This is a genomic window from Roseitalea porphyridii, assembly GCF_004331955.1.
GTDB classification, from domain to species: Bacteria; Pseudomonadota; Alphaproteobacteria; order Rhizobiales; family Rhizobiaceae; genus Roseitalea; species Roseitalea porphyridii.
Genome location: NZ_CP036532.1, coordinates 2,989,770 through 3,006,236, shown reverse-complemented (window position 1 = coordinate 3,006,236; position 16,467 = coordinate 2,989,770). Strand labels below are relative to the sequence as shown.

General features: G+C 68.0%; 15 protein-coding genes. 8 read left to right on the top strand and 7 right to left on the bottom strand.

What is annotated here, in order from left to right:
• Window positions 1-40: 40 nt before the first annotated feature.
• The 3 genes from E0E05_RS14700 (at window position 41) to hemH (ending at window position 4,271) form a co-directional block, all read left to right on the top strand.
• Complete coding sequence (locus tag E0E05_RS14700) at window positions 41-469, top strand: Omp10 family outer membrane lipoprotein (RefSeq protein WP_131617394.1); 429 nt, start codon at window positions 41-43, stop codon at window positions 467-469.
• A 171-nt stretch (window positions 470-640) separates the two neighbouring features.
• Complete coding sequence (locus tag E0E05_RS14695) at window positions 641-3,055, top strand: 5'-nucleotidase C-terminal domain-containing protein (RefSeq protein ID WP_131617393.1); 2,415 nt, start codon at window positions 641-643, stop codon at window positions 3,053-3,055.
• Window positions 3,056-3,206: 151 nt separating this feature from the next.
• Window positions 3,207-4,271: a ferrochelatase gene (gene hemH / locus E0E05_RS14690; RefSeq protein WP_131617392.1), complete on the top strand. Its 1,065-nt coding sequence runs from the start codon at window positions 3,207-3,209 to the stop codon at window positions 4,269-4,271.
• Between the two features lie 202 nt (window positions 4,272-4,473).
• Here hemH and E0E05_RS14685 read toward each other — a convergent pair whose 3' ends face one another.
• Window positions 4,474-5,448, bottom strand: a complete 975-nt coding sequence (locus tag E0E05_RS14685; protein ID WP_131617391.1) for a KpsF/GutQ family sugar-phosphate isomerase — start codon at window positions 5,446-5,448, stop codon at window positions 4,474-4,476.
• 219 nt (window positions 5,449-5,667) lie between these two features.
• Here E0E05_RS14685 and E0E05_RS14680 point away from each other — a divergent pair, with 219 nt between their 5' ends.
• The 3 genes from E0E05_RS14680 to E0E05_RS14670 all read left to right on the top strand — a co-directional run bounded on the left by E0E05_RS14680 (window position 5,668) and on the right by E0E05_RS14670 (window position 9,969).
• The gene (locus E0E05_RS14680) at window positions 5,668-7,293 is read left to right on the top strand and encodes an outer membrane beta-barrel protein (protein WP_158629383.1); all 1,626 of its coding nucleotides are present in this window, start codon (window positions 5,668-5,670) and stop codon (window positions 7,291-7,293) included.
• 89 nt (window positions 7,294-7,382) lie between these two features.
• On the top strand, window positions 7,383-8,603 hold the full coding sequence (locus tag E0E05_RS14675; protein WP_192900415.1) for a lytic murein transglycosylase: 1,221 nt from the start codon (window positions 7,383-7,385) through the stop codon (window positions 8,601-8,603).
• A gap of 52 nt (window positions 8,604-8,655) precedes the next feature.
• Window positions 8,656-9,969: an SGNH/GDSL hydrolase family protein gene (locus tag E0E05_RS14670; RefSeq protein ID WP_131617389.1), complete on the top strand. Its 1,314-nt coding sequence runs from the start codon at window positions 8,656-8,658 to the stop codon at window positions 9,967-9,969.
• A 24-nt stretch (window positions 9,970-9,993) separates the two neighbouring features.
• On the opposite strand, the gene E0E05_RS14665 is transcribed toward E0E05_RS14670, so the two are convergent.
• Window positions 9,994-10,302, bottom strand: a complete 309-nt coding sequence (locus E0E05_RS14665; protein ID WP_131618060.1) for a DUF1244 domain-containing protein — start codon at window positions 10,300-10,302, stop codon at window positions 9,994-9,996.
• Window positions 10,303-10,477: 175 nt separating this feature from the next.
• Between E0E05_RS14665 and E0E05_RS14660 the strand changes: the two genes are divergently transcribed.
• Together E0E05_RS14660 and pyk are read left to right on the top strand one after the other, a co-directional pair.
• The gene (locus E0E05_RS14660) at window positions 10,478-10,972 is read left to right on the top strand and encodes a DUF1036 domain-containing protein (RefSeq protein ID WP_192900414.1); all 495 of its coding nucleotides are present in this window, start codon (window positions 10,478-10,480) and stop codon (window positions 10,970-10,972) included.
• Window positions 10,969-12,408 carry a pyruvate kinase gene (gene pyk, locus E0E05_RS14655; protein ID WP_131617387.1) on the top strand — a complete coding sequence of 480 codons (1,440 nt, stop codon included), beginning with the start codon at window positions 10,969-10,971 and terminating at the stop codon, window positions 12,406-12,408. Before E0E05_RS14660 ends, pyk begins: the two co-directional genes overlap by 4 nt.
• Before the next feature lie 262 nt (window positions 12,409-12,670).
• Here pyk and E0E05_RS14650 read toward each other — a convergent pair whose 3' ends face one another.
• The 5 genes from E0E05_RS14650 to purE form a co-directional block, all read right to left on the bottom strand.
• Window positions 12,671-13,753 carry an alpha/beta fold hydrolase gene (locus E0E05_RS14650; protein WP_244597746.1) on the bottom strand — a complete coding sequence of 361 codons (1,083 nt, stop codon included), beginning with the start codon at window positions 13,751-13,753 and terminating at the stop codon, window positions 12,671-12,673.
• A 102-nt stretch (window positions 13,754-13,855) separates the two neighbouring features.
• Window positions 13,856-14,509, bottom strand: a complete 654-nt coding sequence (locus E0E05_RS14645; RefSeq protein ID WP_131617386.1) for a tetratricopeptide repeat protein — start codon at window positions 14,507-14,509, stop codon at window positions 13,856-13,858.
• Between the two features lie 131 nt (window positions 14,510-14,640).
• Window positions 14,641-14,766 (bottom strand): type B 50S ribosomal protein L36, encoded by a 126-nt coding sequence (gene ykgO, locus E0E05_RS14640; RefSeq protein WP_039723547.1) that lies wholly within the window; start codon window positions 14,764-14,766, stop codon window positions 14,641-14,643.
• A gap of 128 nt (window positions 14,767-14,894) precedes the next feature.
• Window positions 14,895-15,971: a 5-(carboxyamino)imidazole ribonucleotide synthase gene (locus E0E05_RS14635; protein WP_244597744.1), complete on the bottom strand. Its 1,077-nt coding sequence runs from the start codon at window positions 15,969-15,971 to the stop codon at window positions 14,895-14,897.
• Window positions 15,971-16,462: a 5-(carboxyamino)imidazole ribonucleotide mutase gene (gene purE / locus E0E05_RS17730; RefSeq protein ID WP_131617384.1), complete on the bottom strand. Its 492-nt coding sequence runs from the start codon at window positions 16,460-16,462 to the stop codon at window positions 15,971-15,973. Before purE ends, E0E05_RS14635 begins: the two co-directional genes overlap by 1 nt.
• Window positions 16,463-16,467 lie beyond the last annotated feature (5 nt).

The following is a 16,467-nucleotide window of genomic DNA, read 5'->3' as shown; positions in this document are numbered from 1 at the left end:
CATAGATTATCGCCCGCAAGGGCAGAACGGAGTATTGTCGATGAACAAATCGGTGTTTCGCGCGCGCAGGTCCGGTCCCGCGCCGTTCGCCTGGGCGGCGCTGACGGTCGGCGCGATCGTCCTTGCCGGCTGCACGATCCCGGCGCCGGGCGGCGGCGGTGGATTCGGCGGGCCCAGCGCGGTGTCCCGTGCCGGACCGCTAGACGGCAACTGGAGCGACTCCAGCGGCGTTGCCACCGCAAGCCTGCTGAACGGGCGCTTCGTCAGCGTGGCCAACGATACCGGCAACCGGGTCGCCGAGGGCACCTACACCTATACGAGCCGGGAATCGATCGCGCTCGACTATTTCTCGCTGCTGCGCGAGACCCGCATCCGCGCCAACTGCGTACTCGCCGGTTCGACGACGCTGAACTGCACCAACGATTCCGGCCAGCAGTTCCAGCTGATCCGCCGCTCCGGCGTGGGCTGAGGTTGCCGACCCGGGCGCCGGCACACGCCGGCGCCGCCGCCGACTGCCGGCACGGGGCGGATTCGCGCGCGCAAACCCGTTGACCTTACTGTAAAATCCCTGTCACATAGCTTCCCGATAAGCGTCGCGACCCGAGCGCGATCGCGCGATTTCAGGCAACGGGAGGCCTCTATGAAAAAGACAGCGATGCTGATGGCGCTCAGCGTTTCGGCTGTGGCTCTGACGAGCGGCATGGCGCGTGCCGAGTTCACGCTCGACATCCTGCACATCAATGACCTGCATTCGCGCATCGAGCCGATCAACCGGTTCGATTCGACCTGCAGCGCCGAGGACGACGCGGCCGGCGAGTGCTTCGGCGGCATCGCGCGCGTCAAGACCAAGATCGACGAGCGCCGCGACGCCATTACCGCCGAGGGCGGCAACGTGCTGGTGCTGGACGCGGGCGACCAGTTCCAGGGCTCGCTGTTCTACACCACCTACAAGGGCGAGGCGGCCGTCGAGTTCATGAACGGCATCGGCTTCGACGCGATGGCCGTCGGCAACCACGAGTTCGACGACGGACCCGAGGCGCTCGCCGAGTTCATCGAGGCGGCCGACTTTCCGGTGATCTCCGGCAACACGCTGGCCGGCGCCAGTTCGCCGCTCGCCGACATGCTGCCCGGCTACGTGATCACGGAAGTGGGCGGCGAGAAGATCGGCATCGTCTCGGTGCTGGCCACCGACACGGACGAGACCTCCTCGCCCGGCCCGACGATCCTGCTGATCGAGGAGACCAACTATCTGACCGGGGCGGTCGCCGAGATGGAGGCCGAGGGCGTCAACAAGATCATCCTGCTGTCGCATGTCGGCCTGCCGCGCGACAAGGAGATCGCCGCCGCCGTCGACGGGATCGACGTGATCGTCGGCGGCCACTCGCACACGCTTTTGTCGAACGTCCAAGAGGATGCCGCCGACGTCTATCCGGTGGTGGTCCAGAACCCGTCCGGCCAGGACGTGCCGATCGTGCAGGCCTATGCCTATTCGAAATATCTGGGCGAACTGCAGGTGACGTTCGACGACGAGGGCAACGTGATCTCGGCCGAAGGCGAGCCGCATCTGCTCGACGCCTCGGTGGAGCCCGACGAGGGCTTCGTCGCCCGCGTCCAGGAACTGGCCGAGCCGATCGAGGAGCTCAAGGTGCAGCCCGTCGGCGAGACCACCGCCGCCATCGAGGGCAGCCGCGAGGTGTGCCGGGCGATGGAATGCGAGATGGGCAATCTGGTCGCCGACGCGATGCTCGACCGGGTGCGCGACCAGGGCATCCAGATCGCCATCCAGAACGGCGGCGGCCTGCGTGCCTCGATCGACTCCGGCGAGATCACGATGGGCGAGGTGCTCACCGTGCTGCCGTTCCAGAACACGCTGGCGACGTTCCAGCTCAAGGGCGAGGACGTGATCGGCGCGCTCGAGAACGGCGTCGGCCAGATCGAGGAGGGCGCCGGCCGGTTCCCGCAGGTGGCCGGCCTGTCCTACACGTTCGACGCCAGCGCCGAGCCGGGCAACCGCATCTCCGACGTGATGGTCGTCGACGCCGAGGGCAACGAGACACCGCTCGATCCGGACGCGACCTATGGCGTGGTCTCCAACAACTACATGCGCGGCGGCGGCGACGGCTATGCGATGTTCGCCGAGAACGCCGAGAATGCCTACGATTACGGCCCGGGCCTCGAACAGGTGGTGGCCGACTATCTGGCCGAGAACAGCCCGTACGAGCCCTACACGGACGGCCGGATCATGGCTGCGGCCGACGCCGCGGCGATGGAGGAAGACGAGGCTCCGGCCGAGGAAACGGCGTCTGAAGAGATGGCCGAGACCGAGGAAATGGCGTCGGACGAGACCGCCGAGGAGACCGAGGTGGTTCCGCCGGAAACCGCGCTTTCGGCCGAATCGCTGTCGACCGAAGGTCCGATGATCGAGGCCGAGGAAGCCCCCGCCGAGGAGATGGCGTCCGAAGAGATGGCCGAAACCGAGGAAATGGCGTCGGACGAGACCGCCGAGGAGACCGAGGTGGTTCCGCCGGAGACGGCGCTCTCGGCCGAGTCGCTGTCGACCGAAGGTCCAATGATCGAGACCGAAGAAGCGCCCGCCGAGGAGATGGCATCCGACGAGATGACCGAGACCGAGGAGATGGCAGCGGAAGAGACCGAGGTGGTTCCGCCGGAGACCGCGCTTTCGGCCGAGTCGCTGTCCTCGGAAGGCCCGGTGATCGCGGCCGAGGAAGCGCCTGCCGAGGAAATGGCTTCCGAGGAAGCGCCGGCCGAAGACATGGCCTCCGATGAGGAAATGGCCTCCGAGGAGGAAATGGCATCGGAGGAGATGGCCGAGACCGAGGAAATGGCGTCCGAGGAAGCCACCGAGGAGATGGCGTCCGACGATGCCATGGCCGAAGGCGAGACCTACGTCATCGAGGCCGGCGACACGCTGTGGGAGATCGCGCGCGAGTTCTACGGCGATGCGACCATGTGGTCGAAGATCGCCGACGCCAATCCGGACCTGATGGCCGACAATCTCGAGGTCGGCATGGAAATCACCGTCCCGGCGCAATAGACCGGGTCACGGATCGCGCTGACATGCCCGCCGCCCCGCGCGGCGGGCATCGGTCTTTGTGCCTGCCCCTTTTGCCGCATTGAATTTGCCCGGGCAGGGACTAGTTTACGGCCGATCCAGCCCAGTTTTCGGCCCGTACCGGGAAGTTGCCATGAACATGCAGACGTCGATCGACCGTGCCCTCGCCAAGCAGGTTGGACCGCTTCCGTCCGACCATCCGAAGGTGCGGATCGGCAAGGTGGGCGTGCTGCTGATCAATCTGGGCACGCCGGACGGGACCGACTACCGCTCGATGCGGCGCTATCTGGCCGAGTTCCTCACCGACAGCCGCGTGATCGAATGGCCCAAGGCGATCTGGTATCCGATCCTCTACGGGATCGTGCTCAACACGCGTCCGGGCAGGGTCGGCAAGGCCTACGCGGAAATCTGGAACACCGAACGCGACGAGAGTTATCTGCGCACCTACACGCGCAGCCAGGCCGACAAGCTCGCCGAGGCGCTCAAGGCGCACGAGAACGTCGTCGTCGACTGGGGCATGCGCTACGGCAACCCGTCGATCGCCTCACGCATCGAGGCGCTGATGGGCGAGGGCTGCGATCGGATCGTCGCCTTCCCGCTCTATCCGCAATTCTCGGCGACGACGACTGCGACGGTCAACGACAAGGTGTTCGAGGCGCTGTCGAAGACCCGCTTCATGCCGGCCCTGCGCACCGTGCCGGCCTATCATGACGAGCCGGTCTATATCGAGGCGCTGGCGCGGTCGATCGAGGCGCATCTGTCGACGCTCGATTTCGAACCCGAGCGGGTGATCGCCTCCTATCACGGCATCCCGCAGAGCTATTTCATGCGCGGCGATCCCTACCACTGCCACTGCCACAAGACCACGCGCCTGCTCGAACAGCGGCTCGGCTGGGAAAAGGGCCGGCTGATGACCTGCTTCCAGTCGCGCTTCGGCCCGGAGGAATGGCTGCAGCCCTATACCGACAAGACGCTCGAGGAACTTCCCTCACAGGGCATCACGAGGGTTGCGACCTTCAACCCCGGCTTCGTGTCGGACTGCTTGGAGACACTCGAGGAGATCGCCGGCGAGGGCCGGGAGATCTTCGAGGAGGCGGGCGGCACGCACTACACCCACATCCCCTGCCTCAACGACAGTCCCGAAGGGATGAGCGTCATCGAAACGCTCGTGCGCCGGGAACTGCAGGGCTGGATCTGAGGAAGGCAAGAGCCCCTCACCCTCACCCTCTCCCCGCCTGCGGGGAGAGGGGATCTCCACATCGCGATTGAACGCCCCCGATGCGTGCGCGGATGTCCCGTCCCTCGCCCCGTTTACGGGGAGAGGGATACGAGGCTTCGCGAATGAAATGAGCGTTAGCCGCAGTCGGGTGAGGGGCGTCTGAACGCGAGCGCCTGCGCCCTCAGGCCACGCCGACGCGCAGAAGATCGTGCAGGTGGACGATACCGACCGGCCTGTCATCCTCGACGATCATCAGCGCGGTGATCGCCGCGTCGTTGACGATGGTCAGCGCGGTCGCGGCCAGCGCGTCGGCGGTGATCGTCTTCGGCGTCGACGTCATCACGTCATCGACGCGCATCGCCAGAAGATCGGACTGCATGTGGCGGCGCAGGTCGCCGTCGGTGATGATGCCGGCCAGCCGGCCGTCCTCGCGCACGATGCCGACGCAGCCGAAGCCCTTCTGCGAGATCCTGACGATCGCATCGCGCATCGAGGCGCCCGCCGGCACCAGCGGAATGCGCTCGCCGGTGTGCATGATGTCGCCGACGCGGGTCAGGCTCGCGCCGAGCTTGCCGCCGGGGTGGAAATCGCGGAAATCATCTGCGGTGAAGCCGCGCGTCTCGAGCAGGGCGACCGCGAGCGCGTCGCCGATCGCCAGTTGCATCACCGACGAGGTGGTCGGGGCGAGCCCGTGCGGGCAGGCCTCCTCGGCGCGCGGCAGCAGAAGCACGATCGATGCCTCGCGCGCCAGCGCCGATGTCGCCCCCGCGGTGATCGCGATCAGCGGGATCGAGAAGCGCTTGGCGTAGCTGATCACCCCGCCCAGTTCCTGCGCCTCGCCCGACCATGACAGGCAGATGATCGCGTCCTGGCGCGTGATCATGCCCAGATCGCCGTGATTGGCCTCGGCGGCGTGGACGAAGTAGGCCGGCGTGCCGGTCGAGGCGAGCGTGGCGGCGATCTTGCGGGCGATGTGGCCGCTCTTGCCGACGCCGGAGACGATGACGCGGCCACCGACCCCGTGCAGCGTGTCGACCGCCTCCGCGAACGGTTTTCCGAGCCCGTTCTGCAGCGCCTCGGAAAGGGCGTCGAGGCCGCCGCGCTCGGTGCCCAGCGTGCGAAGGGCCGACTGCATGGCGCTTGGTCTGGTCAGCATGGCGTCCTTGTCCAGGGCATGCGGTTCCCGTGCGGTATCCGGTTCCGGACAGCTATTGCATCGGCGCGCCCATGTCCATCGGCGCATCGCGGCAGGGTTTGTTCAACGCTTCGTTAACCCCGATTGTTTACCGCTTGGCAAGACATTGGACAATCCGGGGATCGGTCACCGTTGGAACGGCGCGGTCAGAGCATGCGGGCCTGGGGACGGCGATGCGCGGTGTGCGCTGCGGCGGGCCTTGCGGTCGTCGCCTTTCCGGCGCTGGCGCCGGCCCAGCTCGTTCCGATCCTGCGCGGTGAGGTCGAGGAGAACGTTCTGGGGCTGCCATCCGGGCGGCCGGGTCGCGCAAGCGAGACCACGCCCGCCGGGACCGCGCCCGCGCAGACGACGGGCGCGGCGACCGGTCTGCCGGACCCCGGCCGGGACGCGGCCGCAGATGCAACCGGCGCCGATCTTTCGACGCAGCTTTCGGGGCCGAGCCTTTTCAACGACGAAGACGATGAGGCAGCGGCCGATGGCGACGCGGACGCGATCGGTGCGCTGATCACCGGATCGGTCGACCCGGTCGAGGAAGACGAGCCCGATTTCGGCCGTGTCGAGGCGGTCGCGCCGGCCGGTCCCGTGCAGGCGCGCGCGGTGTCGGAGGAGACCGCGCCCTATGCGCCGCTCGGCCTGCGCGTGGGTACGTTCGATGTGACCACGACGCTCGATCTGGGCGCCACCTACCTGCGCACCACGACCGCGTTCAACGACCCCGGGCCGCCGGCGGGCGTGCGCGAGACGACAAGCGAGGGCACGTTCGGCGAGGCGGCGCTGTCGGTGCGGGCCAGTTCGGACTGGGCGCGCCATGCGCTCGATCTGGGTTTCGACGGCCGCCTGCCGTTCCGCATCTCCGGCGACGAGGACCAGTCGGCCTCGTTCGGCGCCGATGCGGCGCTGCGGCTCGACATCGACCGCGACACGGTCCTGACCGCGTCGGGCGGCTATTCCTACACGCAGGACGATCCGGGATCGGCGGCGGTCTTCGAGGCGATCGATCCGATCCGTTTTCCCGGCGTGGGCACGGCCAACGAGCCGGTGGTGCAGACGTTCGACGGCGCGCTGGCGCTTTCGCGGCAGGCCGGCAACCTGCGCGGGCTGGCCGAGATCAACGGCCTGCGCCAGACGGTCGGTGACGCGCGCCTTTCGAACGGCACCACGATCCCGCAGGACGATCTGGACTATACGCGCTATGGCGGCCGGCTGCGGGGCGGCTACGCCATCTCGCCGGTGCTGACACCGTTCGTCGAGGTCGAGCTGAGCCGGCGCGTGATGGACGAACGGCCTGACACGTCCGGCCTCGACCGGAACGCGCTGCGCTATGCGCTGCGGCTCGGCACCGCCTTCGACCGCGGCGAGAAGCTGTCCGGAGAGGTGGCGATCGGCTATGTGCGCGAGGACATCGCCGATGCGGCCCTTGCCGACATCGCCGGCCTGTCGGTCAATGCCGACCTGAGATGGTCGCCGCGCCGCGAGACCGATGTGCGCTTCGGCCTCGCCACGGTCACGACCACCAGCAGCGCGGCCGATACGTCCGGTTCGCTCATCTATGCGGCCAACCTGGGCGTGCAGCACCGCGCCCGCGCCAACCTCGAACTGAACGGCGAGGTCAGCGTGCAGTACGAGGACGTGGTCGGGCCGGGCGAGGACACCGTGACGGCGGCGGGGCTGGTCGGCGCGACCTACTGGTTCAACCGCTTCATGGGGCTGACCGGACGGGTCGGCCACGAACGCACCTTCAGCGACGATCCGGCCGAGGAAACGCGGAGCAGTAACGTCTTCGTGGGCGTCCGGCTGCAGCGCTGACTCATTGTCGCCACGGTTTGTCTGAAATGTTGCCGAAAAACCGACCGTACAGGGGGCGTCATCAGGCACAACCGGGAGAAAGGCTTGATATGACGAAGGGGCGCATGGGCGCGATCGCCGGCCTGACGGGCGGTCTTGCGCTGTTCCTGCTGACGATGTTTCCGGCGGCGGCGCTGGCCGACGCGGGCTTTCAGAAATGGATTCGCGATTTCCGATCGGTCGCCGTGGCGAACGGCGTCGACGGCCGCGTCTACGACCGCGCGTTCGCCAATGTGCGCACGCCCGACGACGAGGTGCTGCGCAAGGCGCGGTTCCAGCCCGAGTTCCGCGACGAGGCGTGGCAGTATATCGACGCGCGCGTCAACGAACGCACGATCGGCGACGGCCGCGCGATGCTGCGCAAATACGGCCGGCTGCTCGACGGCATCGAACGGTCGACGGGCGTCTCCAAGCACATCATCCTGGCGATCTGGTCGATGGAGTCGAGCTATGGCGAGGCGCTGACCAAGCCCGGGCGTCTGCACTATGTGCCGCGCGCGCTGGCAACGCTCGCCTATGCCGACCAGCGGCGCGCCAAATTCGCGCGCAACCAGCTCATCGCGGCGCTGCAGATCGCCCAGCGCGGCGACGTGCCGATCGAGGGGCTGACCGGGTCGTGGGCCGGCGCGATGGGCCACACCCAGTTCATACCGACCAGCTACAAGGCCTACGCCGTCGATGGAGACGGCGACGGCAGGCGCGACATCTGGAATTCGGTGCCGGACGCGCTCTACACCGCCGCGAACCTGCTGCGCCAGAACGGCTGGCAGTCGGGCCAGACCTGGGGCTACGAGGTGGTGCTGCCGCCGGGCCGCAAGTTTCCGGGCGGCTCGCTCAGCCTGCGCGAATGGGAGCGCATGGGCGTCGTCCGCGCCAACGGCAAGCCCTATCCCCGGCCGGGCCAGAAGGCCGAACTGAAGGTGCTGCAGGGGCGCGACGGCCCGGCGTTCCTGATGGTCCGCAACTTCTTCGTCATCAAGCGCTACAACAATGCCGACAAGTATGCGCTCGGCGTGGGCCTTTTGGCCGACCAGATCGCCGGCTTCCCGCCGCCGAGCCGGGACTGGACGCGGCCGTTCACCCGTCTTTCGGTTGCGCAGAGCGAGGAACTGCAGCGCCGGCTGAAGAGCAAGGGCTTCTATGACGGCGACATCGACGGCAAGATCGGACCGATGTCGCGCAGCGCGATCAAGGCGTTCCAGGCGAGCGCGGGCCTGACGCAGGATGGCTATGCATCGCTCGAAGTGCTAGAAGTGCTGCGGCGACGCTGATCGGAACAGATCGACCGGCCGGGCGTTGCGGGGCGCAACAGGGTCGACAGACATGACAGGCAGGAACTGGTACAGGAGCCGACCGGTCCGGCGGGGCGCGTTGCGTGCCCTGGCGGTCTGGCTCGTCGCTCTGACCGTCGTCGCGACGGGATTGCCGGCCGGCGGGCCGTTCGATCTTCCCTCCGGCGTATCCCAAGCCCTTGCCCAGGAGCGCCAGCCGGGCCTTCTCGAACTGCTCTTCCGGCGCAATCGCGGCGATCGCGAGCCGGCCGCCAAGCAGCAGCGTCCGCGTCAGGCGGCGCCCCGGCAGGCGGCCCCGCGCCGCACCGCTCCGAGCCAGCCCCGTTCGAGCGTCGCATCGGCTCCGGTGGCGCCGCGCGAGCCGGCGGTCGAAAAGGCCGAAAACGCGGTCAAGGTTCTGGTGGTCGGCGATTTCGTCGCCGACGGGCTCGCGCGCGGCCTGGTGGATGCCTTTGCCGACTCGCCCAACGTGGTGGTCGAAAGGCGCATCAACGGCTCGTCCGGCTTCGTTCGCGACGATTTCTACGACTGGCCCGGCGAGATCGGGGCCATTGTCGAAGAGGTCGAACCGCAGATCCTTGTCGTTCATGTGGGCGCCAACGATCGCCAGGCGATGCGCGTGGACGGGTCGAGCGCTGCGGTTCTGTCCGATCCATGGCGCGCCGAATATCAGCGGCGCATCGATGCGTTCATCGGCGAAGCCGGCGAGGCGGGCGTGGCGCTCGTGTGGACCGGCACGCCGCCGTTCCGGTTCCGCTCCATGTCGGCCGACATGCTCGCGCTCAACGAGATCTTCCGCGAGCGGACCGAGGCCGCCGGCGGTTTCTTCGTCGACATCTGGGACGGGTTCGTCGACGCCGAGGGCAACTTCATCGAGCGCGGTCCCGACATCAAGGGTCAGGTGGTGCGGCTGCGCGGGTCCGACGGCATCAACTTCACTCCGGCCGGCCAGCGCAAACTTGCCTTCTATGTCGAGCGCCAGCTCCAGCAGATCCTCGGCGATTCAGCGCTTCCGCTGGTCACCTCGCTCGGCCCGGACAACCTGCCGATCATGAAGCTTCCGCCGCTGCAGACCGAGGCCGAACTCGAGCGCGTCAATCCGATCGGCTTCACCGATCCCGATCTCGACGGCGGCAGCGTGCTGCTCGGCGACGTCACCGCGCCCGAGGCGGCCGAGAACCCGCTGCAGGCGCGCTCGGTGCGCCAGCGTCTCGTCGAAGAAGGTCTGCCGCCGCCGGCGCAGCCGGGGCGCGCGGGCAGTTTCGCCCCGCAACCGCCCGGCGACCCGCGCACGGCCGATGCGCGAACGCCCGAGGAACGCGATTTCGGGGCAACGCTGCAATAGCGCCGCCGGCCGCGCCTCGGCGCCTCAGCCGTGCCGGGCGGCGCGTTGCGCGAAGGCCTGCTTCTGCGCCTCTGTCGCCTCGGTCTGGTGCTTTGCCTTCCACTCCTCATAGGGCATGCCGTAGATGATCTGGCGGGCTTCGGCCTTCGACAACGCGATGCCCTTTTCGGCGGCGGCGTCCTGATACCAGTTCGAAAGGCAGTTGCGGCAAAAACCCGCCATATTCATCAGGTCGATGTTCTGGACGTCGCTGCGTTCGCGCAAATGTGCGACGAGCGTACGGAAGGCGGCGGCTTCGAGTTCGGTTCGGGTGTCGGGATCGATGGCGGACATGGCTCGCTTTCCCTGTGGATGGCGGGTCTGGGTTGTTCTCAAGGGCGCACAATTGGCATCCGATACGCACTTGTCCAGAGGGTGCCGCCGGCGACGCCGGAAGCGGCCGCATTGACAAAGGAAACGGCCATGCCGATAGAGGCCGATATGCGGGTTCGAGCCGAAGTCCATGTCCATGTCGTCTAGCGTTCGGGCGCTGTGCGCCCATGGCCTGGCCCTGGCGGTCCTCACCGGCGGCGCGATGGTCGCCGCGAGCGCGCCGGCCCGCGCCGATTTCCGCGTGTGCAATTCCACCCAGGAACTGGTCGGCGTGGCGATCGGCTACCGCGCCCGCGCCGGCTGGATCACCGAGGGCTGGTGGCATGTCGAGCCGGCCCGCTGCAAGACGCTGATCGAGGGCGCGCTGGCGTCGCGCTACTATTACCTTTACGCCGAGGACGCGCTGCGCGGCGGCCGCTGGGATGGGCCGATCGAGATGTGCGTGGCCGAGCGCGAGTTCAAGATCACCGGCGTCAACGACTGTTTCGCCCGCGGATTCCAGCGCGCGGGCTTCCGCGAATACGACACCGGCAATCAGCAAAGCTGGATGGTGCAACTGGTTGACAATGACGGCGGTGCGCCGGAAGAACCCCCGGAGACATCAAATGTCACCGAGGGGACCGGACAGTGAAACGCAGCCGCAGGGTCAAGATTCTCGCAACGCTGGGTCCGGCTTCATCCTCCGAGGAGATGATCGCCCAGTTGCACGATGCCGGCGCCGATCTGTTCCGCATCAACATGAGCCATGCCAGCCAGGACCTGATGCGCGAGCTGGTCTCGCGGGTGCGGGCGGTCGAAAAGCGCGCCGGTCACCCGATCGGCCTTCTGGCCGACCTGCAGGGCCCCAAGCTGCGCGTCGGCAAGTTCGCAGACGGCAAGGTCTCGCTGGAGATCGGCCAGACCTTCACGCTCGACGATGATGACACGCCCGGCGACGAGACGCGCGTTCATCTGCCCCATCCGGAAATCCTCGAAGCCGTGCAGCCGGGCCATCGCCTGCTGATCGACGACGGTCGCCTGCAACTGGCGGCGACGGCGAGCGACGGCCGGTCGATCACCTGCAAGGTCGTTTCGGGCACTGTGATCTCCGACCGCAAGGGCGTCAGCCTGCCCGACACGACGCTGGGCGTGGGCGCGCTGACCGACAAGGACCGCTCCGACCTCGACGCGGTGCTGAAGGAAGACATCGACTGGGTGGCGCTGTCGTTCATCCAGCGGCCCGAGGATCTGGCCGAGGTGCGCAAGATCGCGCGCGGGCGTGTGGCGCTCCTGTCGAAGGTGGAAAAGCCGCAGGCGGTCGAGCGGATCGACGAGATCATCGAACTGTCCGACGCGGTGATGGTGGCGCGCGGCGATCTGGGCGTCGAGATGCCGCTCGAAAGCGTGCCCGGCATCCAGAAGCAGATCACCCGCAAGGCGCGGCGCGCCGGCAAGCCGGTGGTCGTCGCAACTCAGATGCTCGAATCGATGATCGCCGCGCCGGTGCCGACGCGCGCCGAAGTGTCCGATGTGGCGACCGCCGTGTTCGAGGGCGCCGACGCGATCATGCTGTCGGCGGAATCGGCGGCCGGCGACTATCCGGTCGAGGCCGTCAAGACGATGTCGCAGATCGCCAGCCGCGTCGAGCGCGACCCGACCTACCCCGGCATCATCAACGCGCAGCGGGCCGAACCGCAGGCGACCGGCGCCGACGCGATCTCCGCGGCCGCACGGCAGATCGCCGAGACGCTCGAGTTGAGCGCGGTCGTCTGCTACACGGCCTCGGGCACGACGGGCCTGCGCGCCTCGCGCGAACGGCCGAGCGTGCCGATCATCGCGCTGTCGCCGGTCGTCGCCACCGCGCGGCGCCTGTCGCTCGCCTGGGGTCTGCATTGCGTGGTCACCGACAGCGAGCCGTCCGATCTCGACGACATGGTCGACCGGGCCTGCCGCATCGCGTTCGCCGAGAAGTTCGCCAAGCCGGGCGACCGCATCATCATCACGGCAGGGGTGCCGCTCGGCACGCCGGGCGCGACCAACATGCTGCGCATCGCCTATATCGGCTCGGACGGGCTGAGCGGGATCTGATCAGGCGCTCTGCCAAGCCGTGATCCGTGGCTTCCGCGGAACGCCCCGGAATGGCGCGTTCTTGGTTCAACCCCACCCTTCATCCCTCCCCCATAAATGTGGGAGGGAGGACGTCGGCGGCGAGGTTCACCTCGATGCGTGGTGCCCGGCTCCACCGGGAAAGGTTGTCTGCCGTGTCAAGGTCTTCCCTCCCACGCGTGCGGGGGAGGGATGAAGGGTGGGGGTTACCCCTCTGCCGGTCGAAGCCACGGGCTGGAGCCGTTCAGTCGATGCGAAATCCGGCCGCTTCCACCTCCTTGCGGATGACCTCGCTGTCGAGGCAACGCTCGATCGGGCCATGGGCGTCCCCGGCCAGACGCGCTTCGGCCTGCCGGGCCAGCGCCTGCAAATCGCGCGCCTGCCCGGCAACCTGCTCCAGCGCGGCGGTGACCAGTTCGGGCACGACATGGTCCGGCTTGTGGCCCAGATTGTGCACGCGGACGAGTTCGGCGTTGGGCAGGTCGCGCGCCAGGCCGACCGAGTGGATCGAGGGCAGCACGATCGTGTCCTTGTCGCCCGTGATGATCACGGACGGCGTTTCGATCCGGTCGTAGAGCGGGGCGGTCTCGGTCACATAGTCATGCAGATTGGCCACATCGATCGCGTTTGACCGGAAGTGGGTCGGCCGGAACAGGAGCGGCAGGTGGATGCGCTCGGCGTAGCGCTCGGTCGGCCGGTTCGGCGCGAAGACGCAGGCGGTGCCGGCGTCGATGCGCATCATGGCGCCGGGCATGGCGAGCGTTTCGGAAAACAGCCAGCCGATCACGGGCACCGAGGTGAGCGTGTAGTACCAGCTCACGCCGCCCGGCCAGGGATGGCTGACGGGCGCCAGGAACACGGTTCCGACGGTCCTGTCGGGATGATGGAGCGCGAACGAGACGGTCACGGCGCCGCCGAAGGAGTGGCCGACGATGATCGCCCTTTCGATGCCCAGTTCATCGAGCAGCGCGGCGAGCGTGCGGGCCTGGCCGTCCGGCCAGGCGTTCTCGGCCGGCCCGCGCTCGGACCAGCCATGGCCCGGCCGGTCGACGAAGACCAGATCGGCCCGGCCGGCGAGCCGGTCCGCATAGATCGTCATCGCATCGTGCAGGTTTCCGCTCGCGCCGTGCAGGAAGACGATCGGCGGAAGGTCGGCGCCGTCGCCGGCGGGCTTTCGGACGAAGTGCATCCGCGTGTCGTTGACGGTGGCGAACTGGCCCTGCGGCGGGTATCGCCGTTCGATGACGAACACGCCGATGCGGGTCGCCAGCATCAGGACAAGGGTCAGCGCGACGAGCGCGGCGGCGATGATGGCGGCGATGTTCAAGGGCGGCGTTCTCGCTGGCGGGTGCCGTCAATACGCGGTCGGGGCGGGGATGGTTCAGGCGGTGTTGCCGCTGTGATGACGGCTTCCTGCGCGGCGCGGTGCTCAGGTGGGGGCGCCGGCCAGTTCGTCGGTGAGGCGGATGACGGCTTCCTGTGCGGCCTGCATCGCCGGATAGACCTCCAGCGTGCGTTGCCATGCCTCGAGCGCGGCCTGCTCGTTGCCGGTCTGCTCGAGGATCGTGGCAAGGCCCGACAGGGCGCCGAAATGGCGCGGTTCGAGTTCGAGCGCCTTCTGGATGTCGTTCATCGACTTGGCGTAGTTGTTCATCGTGAAATGCAGCGTCGCGCGGCGGTTCCAGCCCTCGGCGAAGTCGGGCGCGCGCATCACCACCTGATCGAGGAAATCGAGCGCCATGGCGTATTTGCGGTCCTGCAGCGCCTTGTTCGACCAGTTCATCATCAGGTCGATGCTGGCGCTGCCCGAACGGTGCCATTGCGACCAGATGCTGTTGGCCACGGTGCGGGCCCGACGCGGGTCCGGTGTGCGCCTGAGTTCGGCGAACAGCTCATCGAGGCGTTCCTTGCTGTCGTCGGCGATCAGCGGCACATCGTCGATGGGCGGTGTGTCGACATCGGCTTCCGGCTGGGCGGGCCCGGCCGGCGGCGCTTCGGGATCGATAATGGTCTGCGCGCCCACGGGGCATGCCGCCAGAAACAGCGTCGAGGACAGCGCGGCGATGATCAGGATAATGCGCATACCGAAAAGGTAACGCGCCGGACGCGGCGGTCAAAGGCAAAAATGCGTGATCGTCCGCGCACGGCGCGGCGCGCGGAGGATGTCAACCGGTGCGGTCGGAAAGCGCGGGCGCGAGCGGCCCGGCCCGGCGATCAGCCCTGGCGGGCCTTGTAGCGCGGGTTCTGCTTGTTGATCACGTAGACCCGGCCCTTGCGGCGCACGATGCGGTTGTTGCGGTCGCGGGTCTTCAGCGATTTGAGCGAGTTCTTGATTTTCATCGGTCCGTCTCGGGCGATCTTTCCGGGCACCGGCGGGGTGCCGAACAAACAAAAACGCGCCCGGTCGGCGCGCCATAATCGATGCGGGCTGATACAGGCAAAGCGTCGAAGATGTCAAGGCGAGACGGTCAGCGCGGCACCAGCCGCACCACATGGCCCATCTTGCGGCCGGCCCGCGTTTCGGCCTTGCCGTAATCGTTGACGCGGACGGCGCCGTCGCGGGCCCATTGCGGCAGGTCGTCGATCGCATCGCCGATCAGGTTGGTCATCACGCAGTCGCTGTGCCGGTAGCTTTCGGCGAGCGGCCAGCCGGCAATGGCGCGGATGTGCTGCTCGAACTGGCTGACCGAGCAGGCCGCCTCGGTCCAGTGGCCGGAATTGTGCACGCGCGGGGCGATCTCGTTGGCGATCAGCGTGCCGTCGTCCATGACGAAGAATTCGAGCGCAAGCGTGCCGACATAGCGCAGCCGCGTCGCCAGCGCGCGGGTCTTTTCCATGGCGTCGGCCATGATGATCGAATCGAGCCCGCAGGGCACGGTGGAGCGGGCGAGAATGCCGCCCTCATGGTCGTTACGGGCCGGCTCGAACTCATGCACCGTGCCGTCGCGGCCGCGCGTGACGACGACCGAGATCTCGCAGGCGAAATCGACGAAACCCTCGAGGATCGAGGGCGCGCCGCCGATTCGCGCCATCGCCTCTTCGGGGGCGGGATCGTCGGCCCCGTGGCCGAAGCGGATCTGTCCCTTGCCATCATAGCCGAAGCGGCGGGTCTTCAGGATCGCGCCGCCGCCGTCGATGTCGGCGAGCGCCATCTCGAGCTGCCGGGCGCCGTCCACGGCGCGGAAGGGTGCGGTGTCGATGCCGGTCTCGCGCAGGAAGGTCTTTTCCGTCAGCCTGTCCTGGGTGACGCGCAGCGCCCAGGCGTCCGGATGGACCGGAATGCGGCCGGACAGATATTCGAGCGCGCCCAGATCGATGTTCTCGAACTCGAAGGTGGCGACGTCGCAGCGCTCGGCCAGTTCGTCGAGCGCGGCGCTGTCGTCGTAGCCGGCGACGATGTGCCGGTCGCAGAAGCGTGCGGCCGGGCAGTCCGCGTTGGGATCGAGCACGATCACGTGAAAGCCAAGGCGCGCGGCCGCCTCGGCGAGCATGCGGCCGAGCTGCCCGCCGCCCAGAAGGCCGATCGTCGCCCCGCGTGCCAGCATCAGCCGTCGATCGCCGGTTCGAGCGCGACCTTTTCGGCCTGCGCGGCGCGCCATGCATCGAGCCGCTCGCGCAAGGCGTCGTCCCCGTTGGCGAGGATGGAGGCGGCAAGAAGCCCGGCGTTGGCGGCGCCCGCCTCGCCGATCGCGAGCGTCCCGACGGGCACGCCGGCCGGCATCTGCACGATCGACAAAAGCGAATCCTGGCCCGACAGGGCGCGGCTCTGGACCGGAACGCCGAGCACCGGCAGGGAGGTGAAGGCGGCGGTCATGCCGGGCAGGTGGGCGGCGCCGCCGGCGCCGGCGATGATGACCTTGAAGCCTTCATCGCGTGCGCCGGTGGCGAACTCGACCAGCCGGTGCGGCGTGCGGTGCGCGGAGACGATCCGGGCCCGATAGCCGACCTCGAGCGCATCGAGCATGTCGGTGGCGCGGCGCATGGTCGGCCAGTCGGACTGGCTGCCCATGATGATGGCGACGGGGGTGGAGCTCATGATCG